The sequence below is a fragment of the Candidatus Palauibacter sp. genome, assembly GCF_965216145.1.
Classification (GTDB): Bacteria; Gemmatimonadota; Gemmatimonadetes; order Palauibacterales; family Palauibacteraceae; genus Palauibacter.
Map to the genome: position 1 here is coordinate 847,429 of NZ_OZ244149.1, position 21,396 is coordinate 868,824.

Here is a 21,396-nt window from a genome sequence, read left to right on the forward strand (position 1 = left end):
TTCCTCCTCCCTGATTCAAGCTAGCGCGGTCGGGCCGGTTTCCGGAAACCGACGCGGGCGGCGCCGGGCTGAGGGCGGCGCCTACGATCGCGGGCCAAGGTTGCAGCGCGGTATGAACCGGCCCTCAACGGGCACGCAGCCGAATTTGGAGATGCCGAGGGGAACGTTCCCGCGGGAACGCGGGGACCGTCAGCTGTAGCCGATGGCGATGGCGATAACCAGCGCCACGGCCCCGAGCGCCATCAGCATGAGATAGCGGGGGACGACGAAGCGCAGCCACGCCTCGTAGCGGACGCCGCTCGCCGCCAGGATCGCCATCAGCGCGCCGTTGGTCGGCGTGATCAGGTCGCACAGCCCCGCCCCGTACTGGTAGGCGAGGATCGTGATCTGCCGCGAGAGTCCGAGTAGGTCCGACAGCGGCACGAGCACCGGGAGCGTGAGCACCGCCTGGCCGCTCACGCTGGGCACGGCGAAGTGCAGCACGCCCTGTGCGGCCGACATGCCGATGGCCGACAGCGCGAGAGGCAGTTCTGCAAGCGGGATGAAGAGGCCGCGCACGATCGTATCGATGATCCGCGCGTCATCCATGACGACATAGATCGCGTTGGCGAAGCCGATGAGAAGCGCCGCGTACCCCATCGACTTGAAGCCCTGCGCGTACGCCTCGGCCGTCCCCGTGATGCCGAGCCGCCCGACGATCCCGACGACCACGCCCATGACGAAGAAGAGCGCCGACATGTGGTCGAAGTCCCACCCCAGCGACAGCAGTCCCCACACGAGGACGCCGAAAGTCGCGGCGACGATGCCGAAGATGGTCAAGTCCCTCCATCCCGGCGCGGCCTCCGATTCCGCCGCCTCTACCGTCTCGGCCTCAACCCGGGTCCGGGCCGCGTAACGCATCGTCCACCAGATCCAGAGACCAAGGGCGACGGCCAGGAAGACCAGCCGGAACCCGCTGCCCGAGAGCGGCGCTACGTCCGCCACCTCCTGCGCGGTCAGCACCTGGAACGGGTTGATGGGACTGAACGCCGACCCCACGAACGCGGAACCCGCGCTCACTGCGACCCCCACCATGGGCGAGTAGCCGAGCCGCTTCGTCAGGAGCATGAGGGCCGGAACGAGCGGGATGATTTCTTCCTGGAGATTCTCCGTTACGCCACCCGCCGCGAAGGCGAGGGAGACCACGGGGATCGCCAGGATCTCGCGGCCCTCGAGCCGCTCGACGAGCCAAGCGATGCCGCGCCGGAGCGCCCCCGTCGCGTCGAACACCGCGAAGGCCCCACCGATGAGGAAGATCAGGAACACGACATCGGCGCGGCCCGCCATCCCGCGGGGGATGGCCACGATGGCATCGAAAATCCCGATGCGGTTGGCTTCGACCTCTTGGTAGCTCCCAGGCACGACGATGCTGCGCCCGGTCTCCGGATCGTCCCGCCGGTCGTACTCCCCCGCCGGCAAGACGTACGACAGCGCTGCAGCCGCGAGGACTACCGCCGTCAGCAGCGTCAGCGGGTGCGGAAAACGCAACCTCCGCACCCGCTCGCCTACCCGCCTGCGAAATGCCGATGATGTCGCCATGAATCCTGAAGGTGTTCGCTGCCCACCCCGTCTGACAATCCGAGGCGCGGCGTGCTCTCGGTTCGCACGCGGCGGCGCTCTGGCCCGGACGGGATCGATCCGGCATCATCCACGCGAACAAGATCTGCCGCCGCCGCATGGCGGGATGCCGGGACAATCGCATGGAAGAAAGCAGTCTGGACACGCTCACGGTTCGCGAACGCAGCGAACGGATGAGCCGGATCCGGTCCAAGGACACGAAGCCGGAAATGAGAGTGCGACGGCTCGTCCACGGTCTGGGCTACCGTTATCGGCTTCACGCGAAGGACCTTCCAGGCCGCCCCGATCTCGTGTTCCAGCCACGCCGCAAGGTGATCCTCGTGCACGGTTGTTTCTGGCACCGGCATGAGGGGTGTTCGCGGAATCGACTTCCCAAGTCGCCGGAGCGCCGAGATTTCTGGCGGAAAAAACTCGACGGTAACGCGCGGCGCGATCGGTCAAAGGAAGCCGCGCTGAGACGACTCGGTTGGGAGATCCTGGTCATCTGGGAGTGCGAGACCAAGGCTCTCGATCCTCTGGCGGAGAGGGTTAGGGCGTTTCTGGGATAGCCTGTCTCTCGGCGGTGAAAGCTCGAAGCAACTCCTCCGCGTCCGCCTCGTCTCTCGGCTGCAGGTTGGTCGCCCATGGGCGGCCCGGGTGAAGCGTATCCCACCACGAACGCTGACTGGCGTGTCTACCGCTGCCGGGGTCGTGGATCCCAAACCCCTCGATGCAGACATTCCAGCAAGGCTGGTAGTGTTCGATGAGGAAGCGTTCGGCCATCGTGATCCATAGTGGAACAACCACCAAGTGTCGGCACGTGAAGTCCCCCAGCCGGAGATTGTCGGCGGCTTCAAGAGACCGCACATGCTCTCCGATGCGGCGGTAGAGCACGGGCTCGGACTCGTCGGGAGCGCTCCCGCCTTTCCGCCCGCCTGGGGGCACCGCTTTTCCAACGTAGATCGGCTGCGCGGCGTCAGGTGACCGCAATGATGCGTAGGGACCATAGCCGCCGTCGTAGAACAGCGCGTACACGCCAGGGCCCGCAAACCGGTCCGGTATCGGCAGACTCACGGCTAGCCGGGTCATCAGCTCCCGGACCAGATTGACGGTGAGATTGCCGTAGTCGAGGGGGTCGTAGGGCTCGTGTTCAGGCATGGCCGTGGCTCAAGCGAGCCGCGATGCTGCTCGCCAACACAACGGCGAGTCGCATCGGCACGGCATTCCCAAGCTGTCTCATGGTCTCGGTCCAACTGCCCGTGAACCGCCAGGAGTCGGGGAACGTCTGCACCCTGGCCGCTTCACGTACTGTAAGGTAGCGCACACGCCCGCTCGGGAACGCGATCATGTTCTCGCCGCCCGGCACCCCGTGGACGCCAGCTTTCAGGGTCTTCGCCGGCAGATCGAGCGGACTTCCCGTATGTCCCGGATAAGCTCGAGCTCCCGGCTGCAACCGGTGGAACAGCACGCCGGGCGTGTCTCCATGCTCCCTCGGTCGCGGCAGGCCCGCTATGGCTCCACGAAGCGTGGCCCAAGGCTTCTCCTCGGGCGGAAAAAGTGCGGGAAGCCGACCGATGACGCTGCCTAGGCGAGCGGGAGGGTCGGGCGCCTCCATCTCCCGCTCTTCCCAGTATTCGCCCGACACCCACTGGTCGTAGTGAAGCCGCTCGCGAGAGTGCGTCGGTTCGGGAAAGTGCCAGTCCACATCGAGGTCTCGCCGAAAGCCGACGATGAACACGCGTTCTCGAGTCTGCGGTACTCCGTAGTCGGCCGCGTTCAGCAGACGACGAACGACTCGGTAATGAAGCCCTTCACGGGTTCCGCGCGTGTGTACGTCCTCCAGCCGAGCAAGATGATCCTCCCAAGTGTCATGGGGTCGCGCGATATCCTCGGGATGTTGAAGTCGCAACTCAATGTAGGAAAGGTAGTTACGGAAAGCCGCGCGGGTCAGCCCCTTGACGTTCTCAAAGATAAACGCTGCAGGCTGAACCTCGCGGATAGCGCGGATGAACTCCGGGATCATGTCCCGTCGATCGTTCATCCCACGGTGCTTGCCACCGATGCTGAACGGCTGACACGGTGGACCGCCCGCCACTAGCTGGGCGGAACCGAACGAAGCGTAGTCACAGTCGCGGACGTCGCCTTCGACGACGGACCACTCCGACACTCCGGAAACGGTGGCGTTCCGGATGTTCTCACGAAGCGTGGCGCACGCATGACGGTTCCACTCGAGCAGCGCTGCGTGCCGGAAGCCGGCAGCGTGCGTTCCGAGGGCGAGCCCACCCGCCCCCGTGAACAACTCAAGCGATCGAAACGCCGGCTTTACCAATCGCCCCTCCCCCTCCCAGCCCAAGATCCATCCTACTCACCGAGGATAGCGTTTCGGGGCTCCGAAACCAACACTTCGTGACGATCATGAGTAGCTGTCAAGACAAGTACCTCTCACACCGTTCGTCGCGTTCCCTGGAGACACCGGTCGCGAAGGCCCGGGAGACGACGGGGACCGAAAAGATCTCGCCTCCCTCAGCCGCTCGACGGAGCTAAGCGATGCCGCGCCGGAGCAACGCCGTCGCGTCGCACACGTCAGCCGACCCGCGATGGGGAAGATCAGGAATACCCCGTCAAAGCGTGGCAGCGGCCGCGAGGATCGCGGCCGTCAGCAGGGTCAGCGGTGCGGAAAACGCAACCGCCCGAGGCGTTTCGTCACACGCGCTTTCGCCCGTACCGGGGCGACCCACCGCCGGTCAGTGGGGACATTCCTCTGTGACGATTGGAGTGCCGCTCGCGCTCGCCAGTCGGAGACGGAGCACGTAGCTCACATCCAGGGCGTCGCGGGCGATTCCATGGATTACGCCCGCCGCGCCGAGATCCATGGGGTCCGGGTCCCAGTTCCTGCCACGAGGGGTCCCGAGCCGTGCAGACGTGGAGACCTCGCCCCGGTAGCGGCCGCAGTTGTCGAACAGGTCCCAGGCCGGATCCTCCTCCAGATCGTCCTGGTGCCGGCGCACCCAAAGCCAGCCCTCCGGCGACACTTCCAGATCCGCAAGCAGGGGGGTGTACTCGGCCTCATCCGAATCGTCCGGCGGGGGCGGGGGCGGATCGCCGAGTTCGATCGTGCGAACCGTGTCTCCGGCGAACGTGACTTCGTGGAAGCGATAGACCGCCCTGTCAGCCAGCCACGCGGTTCCGCTGCGCCCGAACGCCCACACACGTCTCGGGATGGTCGTCTTCACGAAGCCTCCGACCGAGATAGTTGGGCCGCTCCGACTTGTTGTTTGCGAGATGCTCGTCGTGACGCGGCTGTCGAGCAGGAGCGAATCCTTTGGCGGAACCGGGTTCGGATGCTCGGGATGGACGGGCAGGCGTACGCCGTACGTGTAACTCACGCTCTGGTCGGCGGACAGCTCGCTCCGGCCGGACATCTCCTGATAGACGAAGCCCTCCCCGTCGGCGGCGACGATCCTGCCGCTACGCAGCCCGCCCATCATGGCGGCTCCGCTGATCGGCATCCCGGGGCCGAAGGGCTGGCCGGACCGGCTGAGTTCATTTCCCAGCGAATCGAAACTCAACTGCTGATGGAGGTCACCGATCCAGAGCCGGTTCGGAGGTTGCCAGATGATACGGTACACGGGGGAGAAGCCGGAGTAGCGAAACTCGCCGGGTCCCTCTCCGTCGCGGGCCATGTTTCGCAGATGGCGACCCGCCCGGTCGAAGACGCGGACTTCCTTCGAAGCGACATCCAGCACGTAGATGTGACCCTTCTCGTCCACGGCGACGTCGTGCACATCCCCGAAGACCTCCGGCCCGGTCCCGTCCACCTGGCCGAGGCGGAGTTCCTCGACGAGGCGCCACTCGTCGGATCCCCCGCCTCGCCCGGGGGCGGGGTTGGACACGACGATTCGGCCGCTCTCGAGGGTGTCGACGGTCGCTTCCTGCCCGAGACGGGGCGTCCCCGCGCCACGCGCGGGCGAGGCGTCCGCCAGGACCAGGAGGACCGCCAAGGCATACAAAGCTCGACCCGGATTTCCGTGCGATACAGGCGTCACCTTCCAGAGCCGCCGCGTTCGCCTGAGACGCCGCCTTCCTCGGACACGGGCTTGCCGATGAGTTCGAGGCCGAGTTCGCGGCCCTTCACGACCGCCGGCACGCCCTCCTCCATCCAGCGCGGGGCCGGGGCGTCGACCAGGTAGTAGTCGAAGAACTGCTGCATGCGGATCGCCCAATCCTCCTGGTTCGGCTGGCGTCCCAGGCCGTGGCCCTCGCCGTTGTAGTTGAGCATGAACACGGGCAGCTCCAGCCGCCGCATGGCGACGAACATCTCGATCCCCTGATACCACGGCACGGCGCCGTCCTCGTCGTTGTGGAGCATGAGGAGCGGCGTCTGGATCTTGTCCGCGAAGAAGAGGGGCGAGTTGTGAACGTAGCGGTCGCGCTCGTCCCACAGCGTGCCCCCGATGCGGCTCTGCGTGCGCTCGTACTGGAACATGCGACTCATCCCGGACTGCCAGCGGATGCCCCCGTAGGCGCTCGTCATGTTCGACACGGGAGCGCCGGCTTCCGCCGCCGCGAAGATGTTCGTCTTGGTGATCATGTAGGCGATCTGGTAGCCGCCCCACGAGTGGCCCTGGACGCCGACGCGGTCGGGGTCGATGAAGCCCTGTTCGATCAGCGACAGCACCCCGGGCACGACGGCATCGAGCGCGCTCTCGCCCGGATAGCCGATCTCGTACGGGATGTCCGGGATGAACACGACGTAGCCGCGGCTCGCGTAGAAGGAGAAGCGTACGGAGGCCCGGTTCGGCAGCGGCGGCTGGTAGCTGTGCAGCCCGTCGGACATGCGCTCGTAGAAGTAGACCATCAGGGGATACTGCTGTGACGGGTCGAAGCCGTCCGGCTTGATGAGGATCCCGTCGAGCGGCGTGCGGTCGTTCGACATCCAGTGGACGAGTTCGGCGCTCCCCCAGCGGTATTCCGCCTGCTGCGGGTTCGCGTCGGTCAGTCTGCTGGCGTTCTCGAAGTCGGAGTCGCCGACCCACACATCGGGGAACTCGACGAACGTCTCGCGCGTCCACATGTAGCGGTCCGCGTCTTCCGCCCGGGTCGGCGAGCCGTACCGCATGTCGCCCATCACCAGTTCCTCGAGACCACCCGCTTCGTCCGTCCGGCCGCGGGCATAGCCGGCCGCCTTCGTCCCCATGTCGAACGCGGAGAAGAGAACCTCGCCTTCCTCGATCCCCTCGCCCCCGCCGCCGCCTCCTCCGAAGCCGAAGAAGTTGCCGCCACCGCCCTCGCCCACGCGCTGCACGCGGTAGCGGAGGTCGGCCCCCCTTCCGGCGGTGAGCCGCAGCGCGGGCTCGTCGCCGCTCGGGTCCAGGCGCCACATGTCGTTCCGGTCGGGCACGATCAACGCGGCGTCTCCTTCGACCCAAACCGGTGCGCCGTACGGCGGCGGACCCTGCGGGTGGTCGTCGAGTTCGTTGAAGAACGCGACCGGCAGGTGGCCGGTGAGGCTGCGCGCGGGTGCGCTCCCGTCCATCGGGGCCGCCTTCCAGTCGCGGTCCGCCTCGTCCCACCAGGAGGCGTACGTGCCATCGGGCGAGAGGCTGGCGCCGCCGAAGCCACGGACCCGCCCCACGACCATCCGCCGCTCCCCGGTCACCACGTCGACGGCGTACGCATCCTCGTACCGGCCGTCCCACGAGATCTCCTGGCGGTGCGGCATGTCGGTCGTGGCCAGGACGTAATCGCTCATGCCGGTCTCGGTCCGCTCCACCTCGGGAACGTTCGCCGTACCGAGCTGCACGACCCCGTCGCGGCCTTCGTGCACGACGGCCAGATAGGACCGGTTCCGCTCACGGTTCGCCTGCACGAGCTGCATCGGCTGCAGGTAGTCGTCCTTCCAGTTCCAGATGTCGAGGTTCACGCGGTCGTCATCCAGGATCTCTTCGTCCGGTTCCGGCTCGGGGCGCGGCGCCGTGCCGAAGAACACCCGCTCGCCGTCCTCACTGATCGAGACCGCGCCGTTTTCGCTCACCCACCAGTCATCGGGCACGCCGCTCGTTTCGTGGTCGGCCAGCCGCGCGAGCGACCCTTCCTCGAAGCGATACAGGGCGAAGGAGGGCTGGTCCATCTCCCACTCGTCGCGGTTGCTCAGGAAGGCGAAGCGCTCGCCGGATTCATCGAAGGTGAGCTGCACGTAGTGGCCTTCGCCGGAGAGCACTTCCACGCTCTCTCCGCTCGCGGGATTCACGAGGTGGACGCCGTCTCCACCCTCGTCCTCGGTCGATGCCACATACGCGACTCCGGTACCCGAATCCGCGACTTCGTAGGCCACGACGTCAGCGAAGGTGTGCTCCGACCCCGTCTCGAGATTCATGAGGACGAGGGGCGTCCCGTCTTCCTTCTCATGCCGCTTCTCGTACTCGGCAGAGCGCGCCTCTTCCTCTTCGCCCTCTTCTTCCTCCGCCTCTTCCTCACCCTCTTCGGCTTCGGGCTCGGCGTCCTCTCCCTCTTCTTCTTCAGCCTCGGGGTCCTCGGACAGGAGATAGGCCACGAAGGCGCCCCCATCCTCCGGAATCCGGAAGGACTCGATGGGACCGGCGCGCGTGACGCCGGCGTCGTCGCCCTCGGCTCCGAAGGCCGCGGCCAGCGTCACCACCGCGAGAGAGTCGCCGGGGAGATCGTCGCCCCGCTCCCCCTCCAGGCGGAGCGAATCGACAACCGCCTGCAGCGGCGGGACGCGGAACGCGAGGTGACGGGAGTCAGGCGTGAAGGAGGGGCTACTGCCGCGGAAGCGCCGCTCGGCCGAGCCGTCGGCGCGCGCGATCACGAGCGTGGGATCCCCGTCCCATGGCTGCAGCACGTAGGCCAGCCATTCGCCGTCCGCGGAGATCGTGCGGCCGCCGATCGAGTTCCAGCGGTAGGTGTCTTCATGGTCCAGCGCGGGCTTCGTCTCCTGCGCGGCCAGAGCACCGGGCGCCAGCGCGACGCAGGCCAGGGCGACCGAGGCGAGGGCGGCCGCGAAGTTACGAGAGGTCGAGGACATCCGGCCCTCCTGTGTCGGGGTGTGTTGTTCGGTGCTGGTGGCGCCCGCCGGCATGCCGGTGACGCTATCGCTTGAAGTAGACCGGTTCGGTCGGCAGCGCGTCCGCGTCTATGATCCGGCCGGCGGCCATGACCACCGACTGTTTCCGGATGTTCGTGATGTCGGCCAGTGGGTCGGCGTCGAGCACGAGGAGGTCGGCGAGCTTGCCGGCTTCGATCGTCCCGAACTCGTCGAGCGCGCCGGACGCGATGGCTCCGTTTCGGGTCCCGGCCACGATCGCGTCGCCGGGGGTCATGCCCATCTCCACGAGGCCTTCGATCGCGAGCAGCGTCCCGATGCCGGGCTCCTGCCATATCGGCTTGGGCGCGCGGCCGTATTCCGGCGCGACGCCCGCGTAGTTGTCGGTCCCCAGCGAGGTGATGCAGCCGCCATCGATGAGCTTCTTCGCATTCAGGCGTCTCACCTCGTTGCCGTGGCCCACGGCGCGCTGTTCGCGGCGGATCTGGTAGGTCGTCTTCTCCCGCTCGACGGGGCGCCGCAGCCGCCCCCACTCCCGCGCCCGGGCTCCCTCCGCCTCGCGCGCGAGCCGCTCCTCCGCCGCCTTCCTGTTCGTGAGGTGGTTCTCCCAGGCGGGACCCGTGAAGGTGTTCACGAGCATCGAGCACACGATGCCGCGGTCCACGATCTGCTTCACGAGGGCGTCGGAGATCTCCCGGCTGGCGAGGACCTCGGGGTGCTGGATGAGATCGATCCCGGCCTCGACGGAAAGCCGGAGCCCCTCCGGGTTGGTCGAATGGGTCTCGGCGATGAGCCCGCGCGCGTGCGTCTCCTCCACGATCACGCGCTGTGCTTCGGGCGAGAACCCGATGAGGGTGGGGAAAGACCAATGACTCGTCCCGCCGTACTTGAGAAAGTCCACGCCCTTGTCGAGGTACTCGCGGATCCTCGTCCGCAGTTCCTCCGGGTAGAGGTCCATCAGGTCCTCGCCCGCCCCCTGCGCGATGTGATCGGAGAACTGCTCCTCGTATAGTGAGAGGTCGTCCTCCGGAATCAGCGCGAAAGTGATGGAGTAGGGGCCGCCCCAGCCGACGATGTTCCCGGCCACCTGCAGCCGCGGGCCAATCGCCTCCCCCGAGGCGATCGCGTCGCGCACCTGCTGGAGTTCGGGGAGCGCGCCGTAGCTGTCCCGGAGGTGGGTGACGCCGAACTTGAGGTGCATCTGTGCCGCCTCGAGCGTGAGTTCGGGACCCATGCTCCGGTAGAAGACCGAGCTTTCCTTGCGGTCCTTGTTGCCGCCGCCGTAGAGGGAGATGTGGACGTTGGTATCGACGAAGCCGGGGGTCACGAACTTGCCGGCCCCGTCGATCACCTGCGCGCCCGGGGGCACTTCTACCTCCGCGCGGGGACCGACGGCGGTGATGCGGTCGCCCTCGACGACAACGGTCGCATCGGCCATGGGGGCGCCGCCGTTCCCGTCGATCAGGGTCGCGCCCACGATCGCGGTGGTCTGGGCCCGGACTTCGCCCGGCCCCGCGAGGACTACGGCGAGAACGAACAACGGCAGGGGGAAAACGCGGCGGATGTGGCGGGACATGGCGTACCTCCGGTCTCTTCGGCCTACACCTCCGCTCAGACTAACAGATTGTTCGGGTCGCGAGTAGCCGCGCGCGCGAACCCGCGCTAGGCTATGCGGGCTGTACGCGGTCGGTGCGGGTGCCTTGAAGGCCGCGCCGGGGGCGCGAATCACCAGCTATGAGAGACGATAAATGGCGACGATCACCTCTGCCTTCCCCATCACGCGCGTCGAGCACTCGCGACATCCTTCCGTGGACTTCGACAACCTTCCCTTCGGGTCGATCTGGTCGGACCACATGTTCGTGGCCGAGAACATCGACGGTGAGTGGACGGGTTCGGAGATCCGGCCTTACGGGCCGATGGAGATCTACCCGAGTTCGAAGGCGCTCCAGTACGCCGTCTCGATGTTCGAGGGCTTCAAGGCGCACAAGACGCCGGAGGGCGATCTCGCCGTCTTCCGGCCGGACATGAACCAGAAGCGGTTCAATCGCACTGCGGCCCGGTTCGTGATGCCGGAACTCCCGAAGGAACTGTTCTTCGACGCGCTGCGGGAATTGCTCGAGGTCGATCGCGGGTGGCTGCCGGACGCCGACCAGGGGGCGCTCTACATACGTCCCAGCTATTTCGGCACGGATCCGGCCCTGAGCGTCGTCTCGGGGAGGTCGTTCCGCTTCGTCCTCATGACCGCGCCCGTCGGGCTCTACTTCACGGGTTCGAAGACGGTCAGTCTCGTGACCACGCGCAAATTCGTGCGGGCCTTCCCCGGCGGCACCGGCGGCCACAAGCCCGCCGCCAATTACGGGCCCACCATGCTGGCTTCCCAGCAGGCGCAGCAACAGGGATACGACAACGTGATCTGGCTCGACGGGCACGAGGGCCGGTACGTCGAGGAGTGCGGCGTCATGAACATGTGGTTCGTCATCGACGGGACGGCGATCACGCCGCCACTCGAGGGGACGATCCTCCCCGGCGTCACGCGCCACTCGCTGATCCGACTCTGCGCCGATCTCGGGATCCCGTGCGAGGAGCGACGGATCTCGGTGGATGAACTCCTGGACGCGCACGCCGCCGGCACGCTCGAGGAGGCGTTCGGTTCGGGAACGGCCGCGACGATCCAGCCGATCGACCGCCTCGGTCTCGAAGGGACCGACGTGACGCTCGCGCAGCGCCCCGATTCCATCGCCGCGCGCCTCAAGGCGGAACTGTACGGGATCCAGACCGGGCGGATCGAGGACCGACACGGCTGGCTCTGGCGTCCCATCTAAAAAGGCATGCGTTGGACGTGGTAACTGAGCCGGCCGGCCCTCCGTTCAAGGCCACGCTCTGGATAAAGCCCGCCTTCCGCACGGACTTCATCGATGTCCGTGCGAAGCTGGCCGAGGAGTTCGGGTCGGAGTTCGCCCGCTATCCCAAGGCGCTCTACATCTCCGACCATACGACGGCGGGTTATCTGGACCAGCGGCTCGCACAGCGGCTCGAATACGATCAGGCGAAGCTGCAGGAGTTCATCCGGGTCTTCCACGAGATCTTCCCGCCCAAGGCCGGCTACGTCCACGACGAACTCGACCTCCGCACGGAACTGTCGGACGAGCAGCGGGCCACCGAGCCGGAGAACGCGGACTCCCACCTGACGTTCATCGGCGCGGGACTCCAGAGCGCGGCCTCCTACGACCACGAGAAGGACAAGCCGGTGTGGTTCGTGGACCTGGACGGCGTGCACAGGGGTGGCACGCGGCAGCGACGGACGACGGTCGTGGGCTACGGCGAGGAGGAGGTCGTGGCCCGAGCCCAGCTGACGGTGGAGGTCCCGTCTCACGGCATCGATGCGATCGACCTGAGGGAGCAGGAATTCGGATTCGTGGATCGGCTCCAGGCTCTCGTAGAGGAACACGGCGTCCCGTTCGGGCGCCTCGATGTCTCGCTCGCGCCCCAGGAAAAGGGTGCCAGCCTCACGGTGAACGAGTACGAGCCGCTGCTGATGAACAGCGACCTGCGCGGGGCTCTTCTCAGCCCCCTGCGATTCATGGCCGATCAGGGCAGGGAGGTTCTGAGCAGGCCGCTGTCCCTCCCCGGGAAGGCGCTGCGGCTGCCGGGGAAGGCGCTGCGGCTGTCCGGAAAGGCACTCCACGTCGCCAGGATGGGCACGACCGCGTTCCGAAGCTCTCCGGGACCCGTCATCGACTCCGCCACGGTGGAGGCGGTCCACATACTGAACCGGGTTCTGGGGCGGATCGGGGTGGACGAATCGGTGATCGCGCGCGTCCTGAACCGGACGCTGGCCTTCCCGGTGTCCCGCTTCCAGGGATTGCGGCGGGGGATCAGCCTGCCCGTGATCGACCGGGACGGAGACGGAAAGGGCGAGATCCCGTGGGGCACGTATCAGAGCCCGATCCTCATCCAGTGGAAGGCCCCTAAGGGGCCGACTCGCGAGCTGGACGTGAAACTGGTGCGCTTCGTCTGATTGCGGGCCCACCCCCGACGGCCTACCGCGTCAGACCCTCAGACCAGCGATCGCCCCTGCGAGCCGTCAACGGCGATGCACGCCCCCGTGATCAGACTGGCCCGCTCCGAGGCCAGGAACGTCACTACGTCCGCGACCTCGTCAGCCCGCCCGAACCGCCCCAGGGGCAGGTTCGCCTTGACGAACTCCCGCATCCCCTCGGGGTTCGCCTGCACTCGCCGGTCCCAGCTTCCGCCCGGGAACTGGATGGAGCCGGGGGCGACGCAGTTCACGCGGATGCCGTCCTTCGCGAGTTCCAGGGCCATGATGCCCGCGGCCGAGATCAGCGCCGTCTTGGTCGTGTTGTAGATGGAGAGCCCCGGCCCGCCCTTCTCTCGCCCGAAGACGGAGGAGATGAAGATGATGGACCCGCCTCCCGCCTCACGCATGAGCGGGATGGCGAGGCGGCTGGCCCGGAACCCCGACAGGACGTTGAGCTGGATGATGTCCAGCCAGTCCCCGTCGTTCGTCTCCTCGAAGGTGCCGCGGCGGTTGCCGCCGACGTTGTTCACGAGCACGTCCAGGCGCCCGTAGCGGTCGCGCGTCGCCTCGATCAGCCGCGCGGCTCCATCCTCTGCGGCGATGTCGCAGACCACCGTCAGAACGTCCGCGACACCTTCGGCCCGCAACGACTCGGCCGCCGACTCGAGGCCGTCCGCGTTGCGGGCGCACAGCGCCAGCCGCGCACCCTCGGCCCCCAGCGCCCGCGCGGTGTAGAGGCCGATCCCCCGGCTCCCGCCGGTGACGACCGCGACCTTCCCCTGCAGCCCCAGATCCATGCGCGAGACTCTACCCGGCCTCCCCACCGCCCGCCAGCCCTCTTTCTTCCGGGTGGACCCGCCATCCCGGGACGGACATGTTCACTCGCTGAAATCGGATCCCCCAGCCAAGACCACGCCATGACAGAGAACGAAACCGAAGGCCTCGCTCTCCTCAAGCACTACGCCGACGATGCCGACGGCCGAGTGATTCTCACCAAGATGGCCGAGTCGATTCAGGTGGCGAACCAGTTCGAACGAAGGCACTGGACGCCAACCGTGCGAAAGATGAACGGATGGACCGTGAACCTCAGAACCGGGCAGATTTACGCGATCACGCTCAGGCGTGACGAGGTGGAGGTTCTTGTGGTGCCGGACGACTTGAACGCTGAGGAACGGGGCGCTCTCAACGCTGCCGCTCGCCGCGAGTACTCACCCGAGCACCCCTCCGGTTCCTCCCGCTACACCTTGGATTGGGAGAAGGCCGTCGAGCTTTGGGAGTCAATCGAGAGCGCCCACCACGAGGCGCTTAGAGCCAAGCGAGCGGTTTCTGGCTCAAAGAACCCTGAAGCCAACGCCCTGATCGATTTCCTGGGCCGGGAACTTGATGTGGAATTGCCCTATCCAGACCAGGGTGCGGGTTCAACCGGGAGGACCGCGTTTCGGGCGCTCGCGCGGTCCCTTGAGGAGAGGGGATTGCATTTCCCGGTGGAAACGGTCGCCAACTACCTGCTCGCTTTGCAGACCAAGCGGTTCGCCATTCTCACTGGCATCTCGGGGACGGGAAAAACGCAGATCGCCATGGCCGTGGCCGATAGCTTCCGGGCAACGATCCACGATCAGCGGGCGGAGGAACCGGATGGGTCGGCGGTGGCGGAAGATGCAGTCAAGCTGAAGGCTTGGCCATACCACTTTAGTTACCGGCAGATCGTTCTGCCGGTTGGCTTTGCGACAAGGATCCACCCCTTCCTGATTCCCGAGCCCAGCTCCAACGGCGGCACGATCTCGACAGCCTATCCAGGTGGGCGCACCACGCTCAAATGGTGGCGAGATCCGAACCCCGCCAAGAACGTGACGTGGCTCATGTTTGCCGGCGCACATGACTTTCGGGACTGGTATCTGGAGAGCTTCCAGCCGGGCGACCAGTATTACATCAGTTTTCGGGAAGGGGAACGGTCCGAGGAGCACCAGATTGAGTTTCGGCTGGCCGAAGCTGGAACGGTAGAGCGGGAACTTGATAACAGCGCGGTCGTGCCCGTGCGGCCGGATTGGGTCGACAATCGTGGGCTGCTGGGATTTTTTAATCCGCTCACGAACGAATATTCGACTACTCCGTTTCTCTCTTGCCTCCTTGACGCACAAGCCGAAGTGGAGCGCGCCGAGAAGGACGACAGGAATCCCCACCCGTTCTTCGTCGTGCTGGACGAGATGAACCTCGCACGGGTGGAGCACTACTTCTCGGACTTCCTGTCCGCGCTCGAATCGGGGAAACCGATACCACTCCATGAGAACGAGTCGATTGAGCAGGGACAAACGGAGTCGGATGTTGCGGTCCCGCGGAAGCTAAGAGTTCCGAATAACGTGTTCTTCACGGGCACGGTGAACGTCGACGAGACGACGTACATGTTCAGCCCGAAGGTGCTGGACCGAGCGTTCACGATCGAATTCGACCGGGTTGATCTTGACGGATACACGAGTGGGGCCAGTTCGCACCAGACGTCAGATCTCAGTCTGGATTCGGGCGATGGCGGACTGCGCCTTTCCTACGAGAAGCCGCGCCGGAAACACTGGCTCAGATTCCGCGAACTCGAGGGCGGTCGGTTTCACAACACGCTTCGTGAACTCCACGGCGTCCTAGAGGAAGAACACCGTCACTTCGGCTACCGGGTCGCGAACGAGATCGCCCGCTTCGTCCTCCTCGCACGGGACCAGTCGGCGGACAAGGACGGAGCCGCCAAGGCCGCTTTCGATCTGGCGCTGCTCCAGAAGGTGCTCCCCAAGTTCCATGGCACCCAACAGGAGTTGGAGGATCTACTGAGGCGCCTGTTCAACTTCGCCGTGTACGGACGGGACCGCGGGCGCGGGAGAAACGTCGACGTCACGCTCGACGGCTGGAAGATTGGTAGGGACGGCCATCTGACGCCGAAGCGACGTGACGAACCGACCGGTGAGCCAGTCGTCGGCGACGATCCGAACGTCGAACCAGACCCGCCGGAGTTTCCGCGCACAGGAGCCAAGATCTGGCGCATGCTCCGCCGACTGGAGCAGCGAGGCTTCACTTCGTTCATCGAGTGATTGCGCCAACCGAAGATACGCCCGCCAGAGTGGGCGGGGGGTCCGCCGAGATCGTTGTCCAAGGGTTCCGATCCGGAGCAACGCCGCCCCGGGACGCCGAGGGACGGCTGCAGTTGCAGAGCGAGCGGCGGTGGGTGATCGAAGGATCGCGTGCGAAGCTCGCCCAGATCGAAGCGGTCTTACCCGTGTCGGCTTGGAACAGAGTTGGACGCGGCGCACTCGTTCTGAGCCTCGTCAATTCCGTTGGAACGCTCGAACTCCCGCATGTTGGTCCGGTGGAGCTGTACTCCGGCAAGCTCAACCGACGCGATTTCGAAGCGCTTCTCGCGGATCTGACGGCCCTCGCCACCAGCCTGCCCTTCTCGGCCCGGGACCCGGGGTCGGCGCAGTACGACAGCGGGGCGGCGCCTCCCGATCAGGTCCTCTACCACGCGTTCGTCTACCTGCGCTACATCCTCTCGGAGGATGCGCCGGCGGACACGCGGTTGATCCCCGCTCTGGAACTCATTCAGCGCACGCCGTACCGGCGCTGGCGAACGGAGCGGCGCGAGGTCCGAATCGAAGCACTCACAAGGGTGGATTCGCACACGCTGCTGGACCTTGTGACACGGACCGGGACGCCGGTGCAGGCGGCGTCCCTATCCGTACCGGGGGCGGCACTCGCCTCGCGCCTCGGTGGGCAGCTTCCCGAAACAGTCTCTGAGCGCCGGATCCGAGCCACGATCGACACGCCGGAGAATCGGTTTGTTAAGGCCTTCATCGGCCAGGCCCAAGGGATCATCGGCCGGACCCGGGCGGCGGTCGAAGGCGGGCGCAGCGTGTTCGAGAAGAATCTGATCGACGACTGCGACCGGCTGGACGCGGCGCTGATGCCCATCGTACGCCATTCGATGTGGGACGAAGTCGGGAGGATGGTACGGATCCCGTTTTCCTCCACGGTCCTCCAGCGGCGGCGCGGCTACAGACATGTGCTCCGGCACTTCGCCAGGATCCGGCTCGCGCCCCGGATCCCGCTGGACAGCCGGGAGCTGCGGAATCTGCTCGAACTCAAGGACATCGCCACCCTCTACGAACTGTGGACCTTCTTCCGCCTCGCGGACCTCGTGCGCGCCCTCCTCGGACCGCCGATTCGAAGCGCGCGACCGGCCCGCAGTGACTCGTTTCATGTCTCTCTGGGCTGGAACCAGACCTTCGAGTGGGCCTCCGGCGTTCGCCTGGCCTACAACCGGACTTTCTCTCCGTCGAGAGATTCCTACTCGGTACGGCTGCGCCCGGACATCGCGCTCTATCTGCCCGGCAGATCGAACGCCGATCTTCACCTGTTCGACGCGAAGTTCAGCGTGCGGAGACTCTCCGACGCGGGGCTCGTTACGGGGAAGGGGGAAGAGCGGCGGGCCGACGCCGAGGAGCGGAAGGGCGTGTTCACGCGCGGCGACCTCTACAAGATGCACACCTACCGGGACGCGATTCCGAACGCCCGCTCCGTGTGGATCCTGTACCCCGGCACGGAGTTCCGTTTCTTTGACGCCTCGAACTCTAGACCGGTGATCCGGCCGACGGATTTGCCCCGCCGGTTGGAGGGCGTCGGTGCAGTTCCGTTCGCACCCAAGCCGGACGCTGGACCCGGTCCCTCGCCGCACGGTGAAGTGATGGCGACGCTGCGGAAGCTACTCGGGCCGCACGTTCCTGGCGCGCAATTCAGCGGAAGCGAAGCTCCTTCGACGGTCCCGCTCCCGTAGCAGCGGACTGATCAATCGGCGGGGGCGTCCTCGCCGGCATCCGCCATCAGGTCTCTCAACTCGCGCGTCGGCTCGGGAGGCCGCTGCACCATTTCAACCACGCGGGTAAATCCTTCGGGCGACAGCGGGATCTGCTCGCAGCTCAGCCCCAAACCGTGCTCCAGGAATCGGCTGGCGAACTCCTCAGCGGAATCCCGCCCGAAATCTGCGGGTAGGGGGTATTCGGCGGAGGGATCGCCGTAGCTGAGATCGGGGAGCTGGTACTCTTCTGAGTCCGGTGACGGCGGATCTGAAGGGAGCACGCTTCGGAGTCCGTCTTCGATCACGTTCCGGAGCGACTGGCCGGTGTTCGCGGCGTGGCGCCGAGCACGGGCGAGCAATTCGTCGTCGATGTCGAGCGTCGTCTTCATCCCTGCATACTAGGTGCCGCAGTCCGCCCCCGCGCGCTAAGGAACGAACATGACCGGCCGGGTGGGGAGAGCGTCTACGTCGATCACCTTCCCCTCCTTCATCACCATCGCCTGCCTGCGGATGTTGTGGATGTCTTCCAGCGGGCTCGCGTCCAGGAGGACGAGGTCCGCGAACTTGCCGACCTCGATCGTTCCGAAGTCGTCGAGGGCGCGGGCGGCGAGGGCGCCGTTGCGGGTCCCGGCCACGATCGCCTCGGACGGGGTCATCCCGAGTTCAACGAGACCTTCGATCGCCATAAGCGTCCCGATGCCCGGCTCCTGCCAGATCGGCTTGGGCTCGCGCAGGAACTGGATATCGGCCGCCGGAAAGTTGTCCGTACCGAGCGTGACGATGCAGCCGGCTTCGATCAGGCTCTTCGCGTTCTGCCGGCGCATCTCGTTTCCGTGCCCCAGCGCGTTCCAATCCCGGCGCAGTTCGAACGAAGTCTTCTCCCGGGGGACCGGCCTGCGCAGCCGCCCCCACTCTTCCGCGTTCCCCGCCCCCGCCAAGCGCTTCTCGGCCGCGGCGACATCCGCCAGATGCTGCTCCCACGCTTCGCCGGTGATCTTGTTGACGATCATCGCGCAGATCACGCCGCGGTCGCGGATCTGCCCGAGCAGAGCCTCCGAATAGGGACGGCCAGCCAGCGATTCCGGGTGCTGGATGAGGTCGATGCCCGCTTCCACGGCGAGGCGCAGGCTTTCCGGGTTGGTGGCGTGCGTTTCGGCGACGAGCCCCCGCCGGTGCGTCTCCTCCACGATCACGCGCTGCGCCTCGGGCGAGAACCCGATCATCGTCGGGTAGGACCAGTGGCTGCTCCCACCGTACTTCACGAAGTCGACGCCCTTGTCGAGATAGTCGTTGATCGCGACGCGGAGTTCCTCCGGGTACATGTCCATGAGGTCTTCTCCCGCCCCCTGCGCGAGGTGATCGGAGAACTGTTCCTCCCACAGCGACAGATCCGTATCGGCGATGAGCGAGAACGTGACGGAGAAGGCCCCGCCCCAGCCGACGATGTTGCCGGCGACCTGCATCCGCGGCCCGACCTCGCGCCCCTCCGCGATGGCGTCCCGCACCTCGATGAGCTGGGGCAGCTGGCCGTAGCTGTCCCGGATGTGCGTCACCCCGTGCTTGAGGTGCATCTGCGCGGACTCGAGGGCGATGTCGGCGCCGCGCTCCCAGAAGAAGACCGCGTTCTCCTTCCGGTGCTTCCCGAAGCCGGCGCCGTAGAGACTCGTATGCACGTTGGTGTCGACGAAGCCGGGGGTGAGGAACTTCCCCGCTCCGTCGATGACCCGTGCCCCGTCGGGTACCACCGTGGAGGCGCTCGGTCCCATGGCGGCGATCCGATCGCCTTCGATCACCACGGTGGCGTCCGCCAAAGGTTCGCCCCCGTTCCCGTCGATGACCGTGGCCCCGACGATGGCGATGGTCTCCTGGGCGACAGCCTCCGGAGATGACATCCAGCCGGCGACCAGACCGATGGCGAGTTCGACCGGGAATCGGCGATTCAACATGAGGTCCTCCTTCGTGAAGTGGCCTTCCGCAGCGTAGGGACGCGTCTCGGACCCCGTCAATCGACACGCCGAGCGAGACGGGCGGCGTAGGCGGGGCTCGCTGGGAGGTGCGGCGGGCCGGCTTCCGGGTGCAGGTTGGTCGCGGATCCGGAACCATGCGAACGAGGTGTCGATGAAATACGCCCTGCCGCTGCTGCTGTTCTCAGCGCTGATGCTCGGTTCGTCGGACGCTGGGCCGAGGCTGGTATCCGAGCCGCCCGGGGAGCCGCCCCTGGAGCCGCTATCGGAGCGGCCCGCGGACACCTATCCGAAGAATCCCGCGATCGACGCGCTCAATTACGCGTTCGCGCTCACGCTGAGCGACGAGACGGACGTCATCTCGGGCGAGGCGACGATCGACCTCCGGTTCCTGGAGGCGGGGGTCGAGAGGGTGCGCCTGGATCTCATTGAGGAGAAGCCCGATGGCACCGGGATACGGGTCCGGGCCGTGACCGGTGCGGACGGGCCACTCGAGTTCACGCACGCGGACGACGCGCTGTTCATCTCGCTCGCGCGCCCGACGGAGGCCGACGAGCGGCGCCGGCTCACCGTCGTCTACGAGGGGGTGCCAGCCACCGGCCTCATCATCGGTCCGAACAAGCACGGCGACCGGACCTTCTTCAGCGACAACTGGCCCAACAAGGCCCGCAATTGGCTGCCGACGATCGACCACCCATACGACAAGGCCACGAACGAACTGATCGTCACGGCGCCGGCCCACTACCAGGTGATCTCCAACGGGCTCCTCATCGAGGAGACGGATCTCCCGGCCGGTACCCGGCGCACACACTGGAAACAGTCGGTCCCGATCGCGACCTGGCTTTACGTGCTCGGCGCGGCGCGTTTCGCCGTGCAGACCGTGGACTACTACAACGGGGTGCCGATCCAGACGTGGGTCTACGCCCAGGATCGCGACGCCGGCTTCCATGACTTCGCGGTGCCGACGAAGCAGGCGATGGAGTTCTACGGCGACTGGGTCGGACCGTATTCATACGAGAAACTCGCCAACGTGCAGTCGAACAGCGTGGGCGGCGGGATGGAGGCGGCGACCGCGATCTTCTACGGCGACGACTCGGTCACCGGCGAGCGCTCGGTCCGCTGGCGGAACGTCATCATCCACGAGGTGGCGCATCAGTGGTTCGGGAACGCGGTCACCGAGTATGACTGGGACGACGTCTGGCTGAGCGAGGGCTTCGCCACGTACTTCACCCTCCTCTTCATCGAACACCAGTACGGGCGGGACGAGTTCGTCGAACGGCTGAAGGTGAGTCGGGACGGGATCCGCGCCTTCATGGCCGAGAACCCCGACTATCGGATCGTGCATGACAACCTGGCCGACATGAGCCGGGTCACGAGCGGGCCCGGGACGTACCAGAAGGGGTCGTGGACGCTGCACATGCTGCGCGGCGTGGTCGGCGAGGACGCGTTCTGGGCCGGGATTCAGGACTACTACCGGGAGTTCCGGGACCGGAACGCGACCACGGCGGACTTCCGGCGGGCGATGGAAGAGGCTTCGGGCCTCGATCTGCGCGAGTTCTTCGACCAGTGGCTGTATCGAGGCGGGTGGCTGGAGGTCGAGGGCGGCTGGAGCTACGACGCCGAGGCCGGGGCCATCCACGTCGAGATCGATCAGGTGCAGGACGACGCCTACACGTTCCGGATGCCTTTCCAGATCGGGATCCACCTCCCGGCGAACGGGCCGGCCGAGCGCGGCGTACACGGAGCCGCCGTGCCGCCTCGAATCGAGGTGGTCGAGGTCGACGCGCGCCGCAACGTCTTCACGATCCCGGCCGAGGCGGAGCCGCGTGATGTCGTCCTCGATCCGAACACCTGGCTTCTCATGGATGCGGACTTCGAGCGACGCGGGACAGGACGATAGCGC

Annotated in this window: 15 protein-coding genes; 6 read left to right on the top strand and 9 right to left on the bottom strand. The window is 66.4% G+C overall.

Going from position 1 to position 21,396, the window contains the following annotated elements; all coding sequences use genetic code 11:
* Nucleotides 1–189: 189 nt before the first annotated feature.
* Nucleotides 190–1,536: a YfcC family protein gene (locus ACOOHF_RS03740; protein WP_420463427.1), complete on the bottom strand. Its 1,347-nt coding sequence runs from the start codon at nucleotides 1,534–1,536 to the stop codon at nucleotides 190–192.
* A gap of 203 nt (nucleotides 1,537–1,739) precedes the next feature.
* Here ACOOHF_RS03740 and ACOOHF_RS03745 point away from each other — a divergent pair, with 203 nt between their 5' ends.
* Nucleotides 1,740–2,165, top strand: coding sequence for a very short patch repair endonuclease (locus tag ACOOHF_RS03745; protein WP_420463428.1), 426 nt, complete (start codon nucleotides 1,740–1,742; stop codon nucleotides 2,163–2,165).
* Here the strand turns inward: ACOOHF_RS03745 and ACOOHF_RS03750 are convergent.
* The 5 genes from ACOOHF_RS03750 to ACOOHF_RS03770 all read right to left on the bottom strand — a co-directional run bounded on the left by ACOOHF_RS03750 (nucleotide 2,146) and on the right by ACOOHF_RS03770 (nucleotide 10,235).
* A complete protein-coding gene (locus ACOOHF_RS03750) occupies nucleotides 2,146–2,754 on the bottom strand; it encodes an Eco29kI family restriction endonuclease (RefSeq protein WP_420463429.1) in 609 nt (202 codons plus the stop codon). The genes ACOOHF_RS03745 and ACOOHF_RS03750 overlap by 20 nt on opposite strands.
* Entirely contained in the window at nucleotides 2,747–3,949 is a 1,203-nt protein-coding gene (locus tag ACOOHF_RS03755; RefSeq protein ID WP_420463430.1) for a DNA cytosine methyltransferase, read from the bottom strand. The genes ACOOHF_RS03750 and ACOOHF_RS03755 overlap by 8 nt, the downstream gene beginning before the upstream one ends.
* Nucleotides 3,950–4,340: 391 nt before the next feature.
* Entirely contained in the window at nucleotides 4,341–5,597 is a 1,257-nt protein-coding gene (locus ACOOHF_RS03760) for a 6-bladed beta-propeller (protein WP_420463431.1), read from the bottom strand.
* Between the two features lie 41 nt (nucleotides 5,598–5,638).
* The gene (locus ACOOHF_RS03765) at nucleotides 5,639–8,641 is read right to left on the bottom strand and encodes a prolyl oligopeptidase family serine peptidase (protein WP_420463432.1); all 3,003 of its coding nucleotides are present in this window, start codon (nucleotides 8,639–8,641) and stop codon (nucleotides 5,639–5,641) included.
* 64 nt (nucleotides 8,642–8,705) lie between these two features.
* Nucleotides 8,706–10,235, bottom strand: coding sequence for an amidohydrolase family protein (locus ACOOHF_RS03770; protein ID WP_420463433.1), 1,530 nt, complete (start codon nucleotides 10,233–10,235; stop codon nucleotides 8,706–8,708).
* Nucleotides 10,236–10,407: 172 nt separating this feature from the next.
* Here ACOOHF_RS03770 and ACOOHF_RS03775 point away from each other — a divergent pair, with 172 nt between their 5' ends.
* Nucleotides 10,408–11,481: a branched-chain amino acid aminotransferase gene (locus ACOOHF_RS03775; protein WP_420463434.1), complete on the top strand. Its 1,074-nt coding sequence runs from the start codon at nucleotides 10,408–10,410 to the stop codon at nucleotides 11,479–11,481.
* A gap of 11 nt (nucleotides 11,482–11,492) precedes the next feature.
* On the top strand, nucleotides 11,493–12,677 hold the full coding sequence (locus ACOOHF_RS03780) for a hypothetical protein (protein WP_420463435.1): 1,185 nt from the start codon (nucleotides 11,493–11,495) through the stop codon (nucleotides 12,675–12,677).
* A gap of 38 nt (nucleotides 12,678–12,715) precedes the next feature.
* Here ACOOHF_RS03780 and ACOOHF_RS03785 read toward each other — a convergent pair whose 3' ends face one another.
* Nucleotides 12,716–13,495, bottom strand: coding sequence for an SDR family NAD(P)-dependent oxidoreductase (locus ACOOHF_RS03785; RefSeq protein ID WP_420463436.1), 780 nt, complete (start codon nucleotides 13,493–13,495; stop codon nucleotides 12,716–12,718).
* A gap of 120 nt (nucleotides 13,496–13,615) precedes the next feature.
* Between ACOOHF_RS03785 and ACOOHF_RS03790 the strand changes: the two genes are divergently transcribed.
* A complete protein-coding gene (locus ACOOHF_RS03790; protein WP_420463437.1) occupies nucleotides 13,616–15,769 on the top strand; it encodes a hypothetical protein in 2,154 nt (717 codons plus the stop codon).
* A gap of 134 nt (nucleotides 15,770–15,903) precedes the next feature.
* A complete protein-coding gene (locus tag ACOOHF_RS03795; protein ID WP_420463438.1) occupies nucleotides 15,904–17,508 on the top strand; it encodes a DUF2357 domain-containing protein in 1,605 nt (534 codons plus the stop codon).
* Nucleotides 17,509–17,519: 11 nt separating this feature from the next.
* On the opposite strand, the gene ACOOHF_RS03800 is transcribed toward ACOOHF_RS03795, so the two are convergent.
* Entirely contained in the window at nucleotides 17,520–17,918 is a 399-nt protein-coding gene (locus tag ACOOHF_RS03800; protein ID WP_420463439.1) for a hypothetical protein, read from the bottom strand.
* Nucleotides 17,919–17,954: 36 nt separating this feature from the next.
* The gene (locus tag ACOOHF_RS03805; protein ID WP_420463440.1) at nucleotides 17,955–19,475 is read right to left on the bottom strand and encodes an amidohydrolase family protein; all 1,521 of its coding nucleotides are present in this window, start codon (nucleotides 19,473–19,475) and stop codon (nucleotides 17,955–17,957) included.
* Nucleotides 19,476–19,647: 172 nt separating this feature from the next.
* Between ACOOHF_RS03805 and ACOOHF_RS03810 the strand changes: the two genes are divergently transcribed.
* Complete coding sequence (locus tag ACOOHF_RS03810) at nucleotides 19,648–21,393, top strand: M1 family aminopeptidase (RefSeq protein WP_420463441.1); 1,746 nt, start codon at nucleotides 19,648–19,650, stop codon at nucleotides 21,391–21,393.
* Nucleotides 21,394–21,396 lie beyond the last annotated feature (3 nt).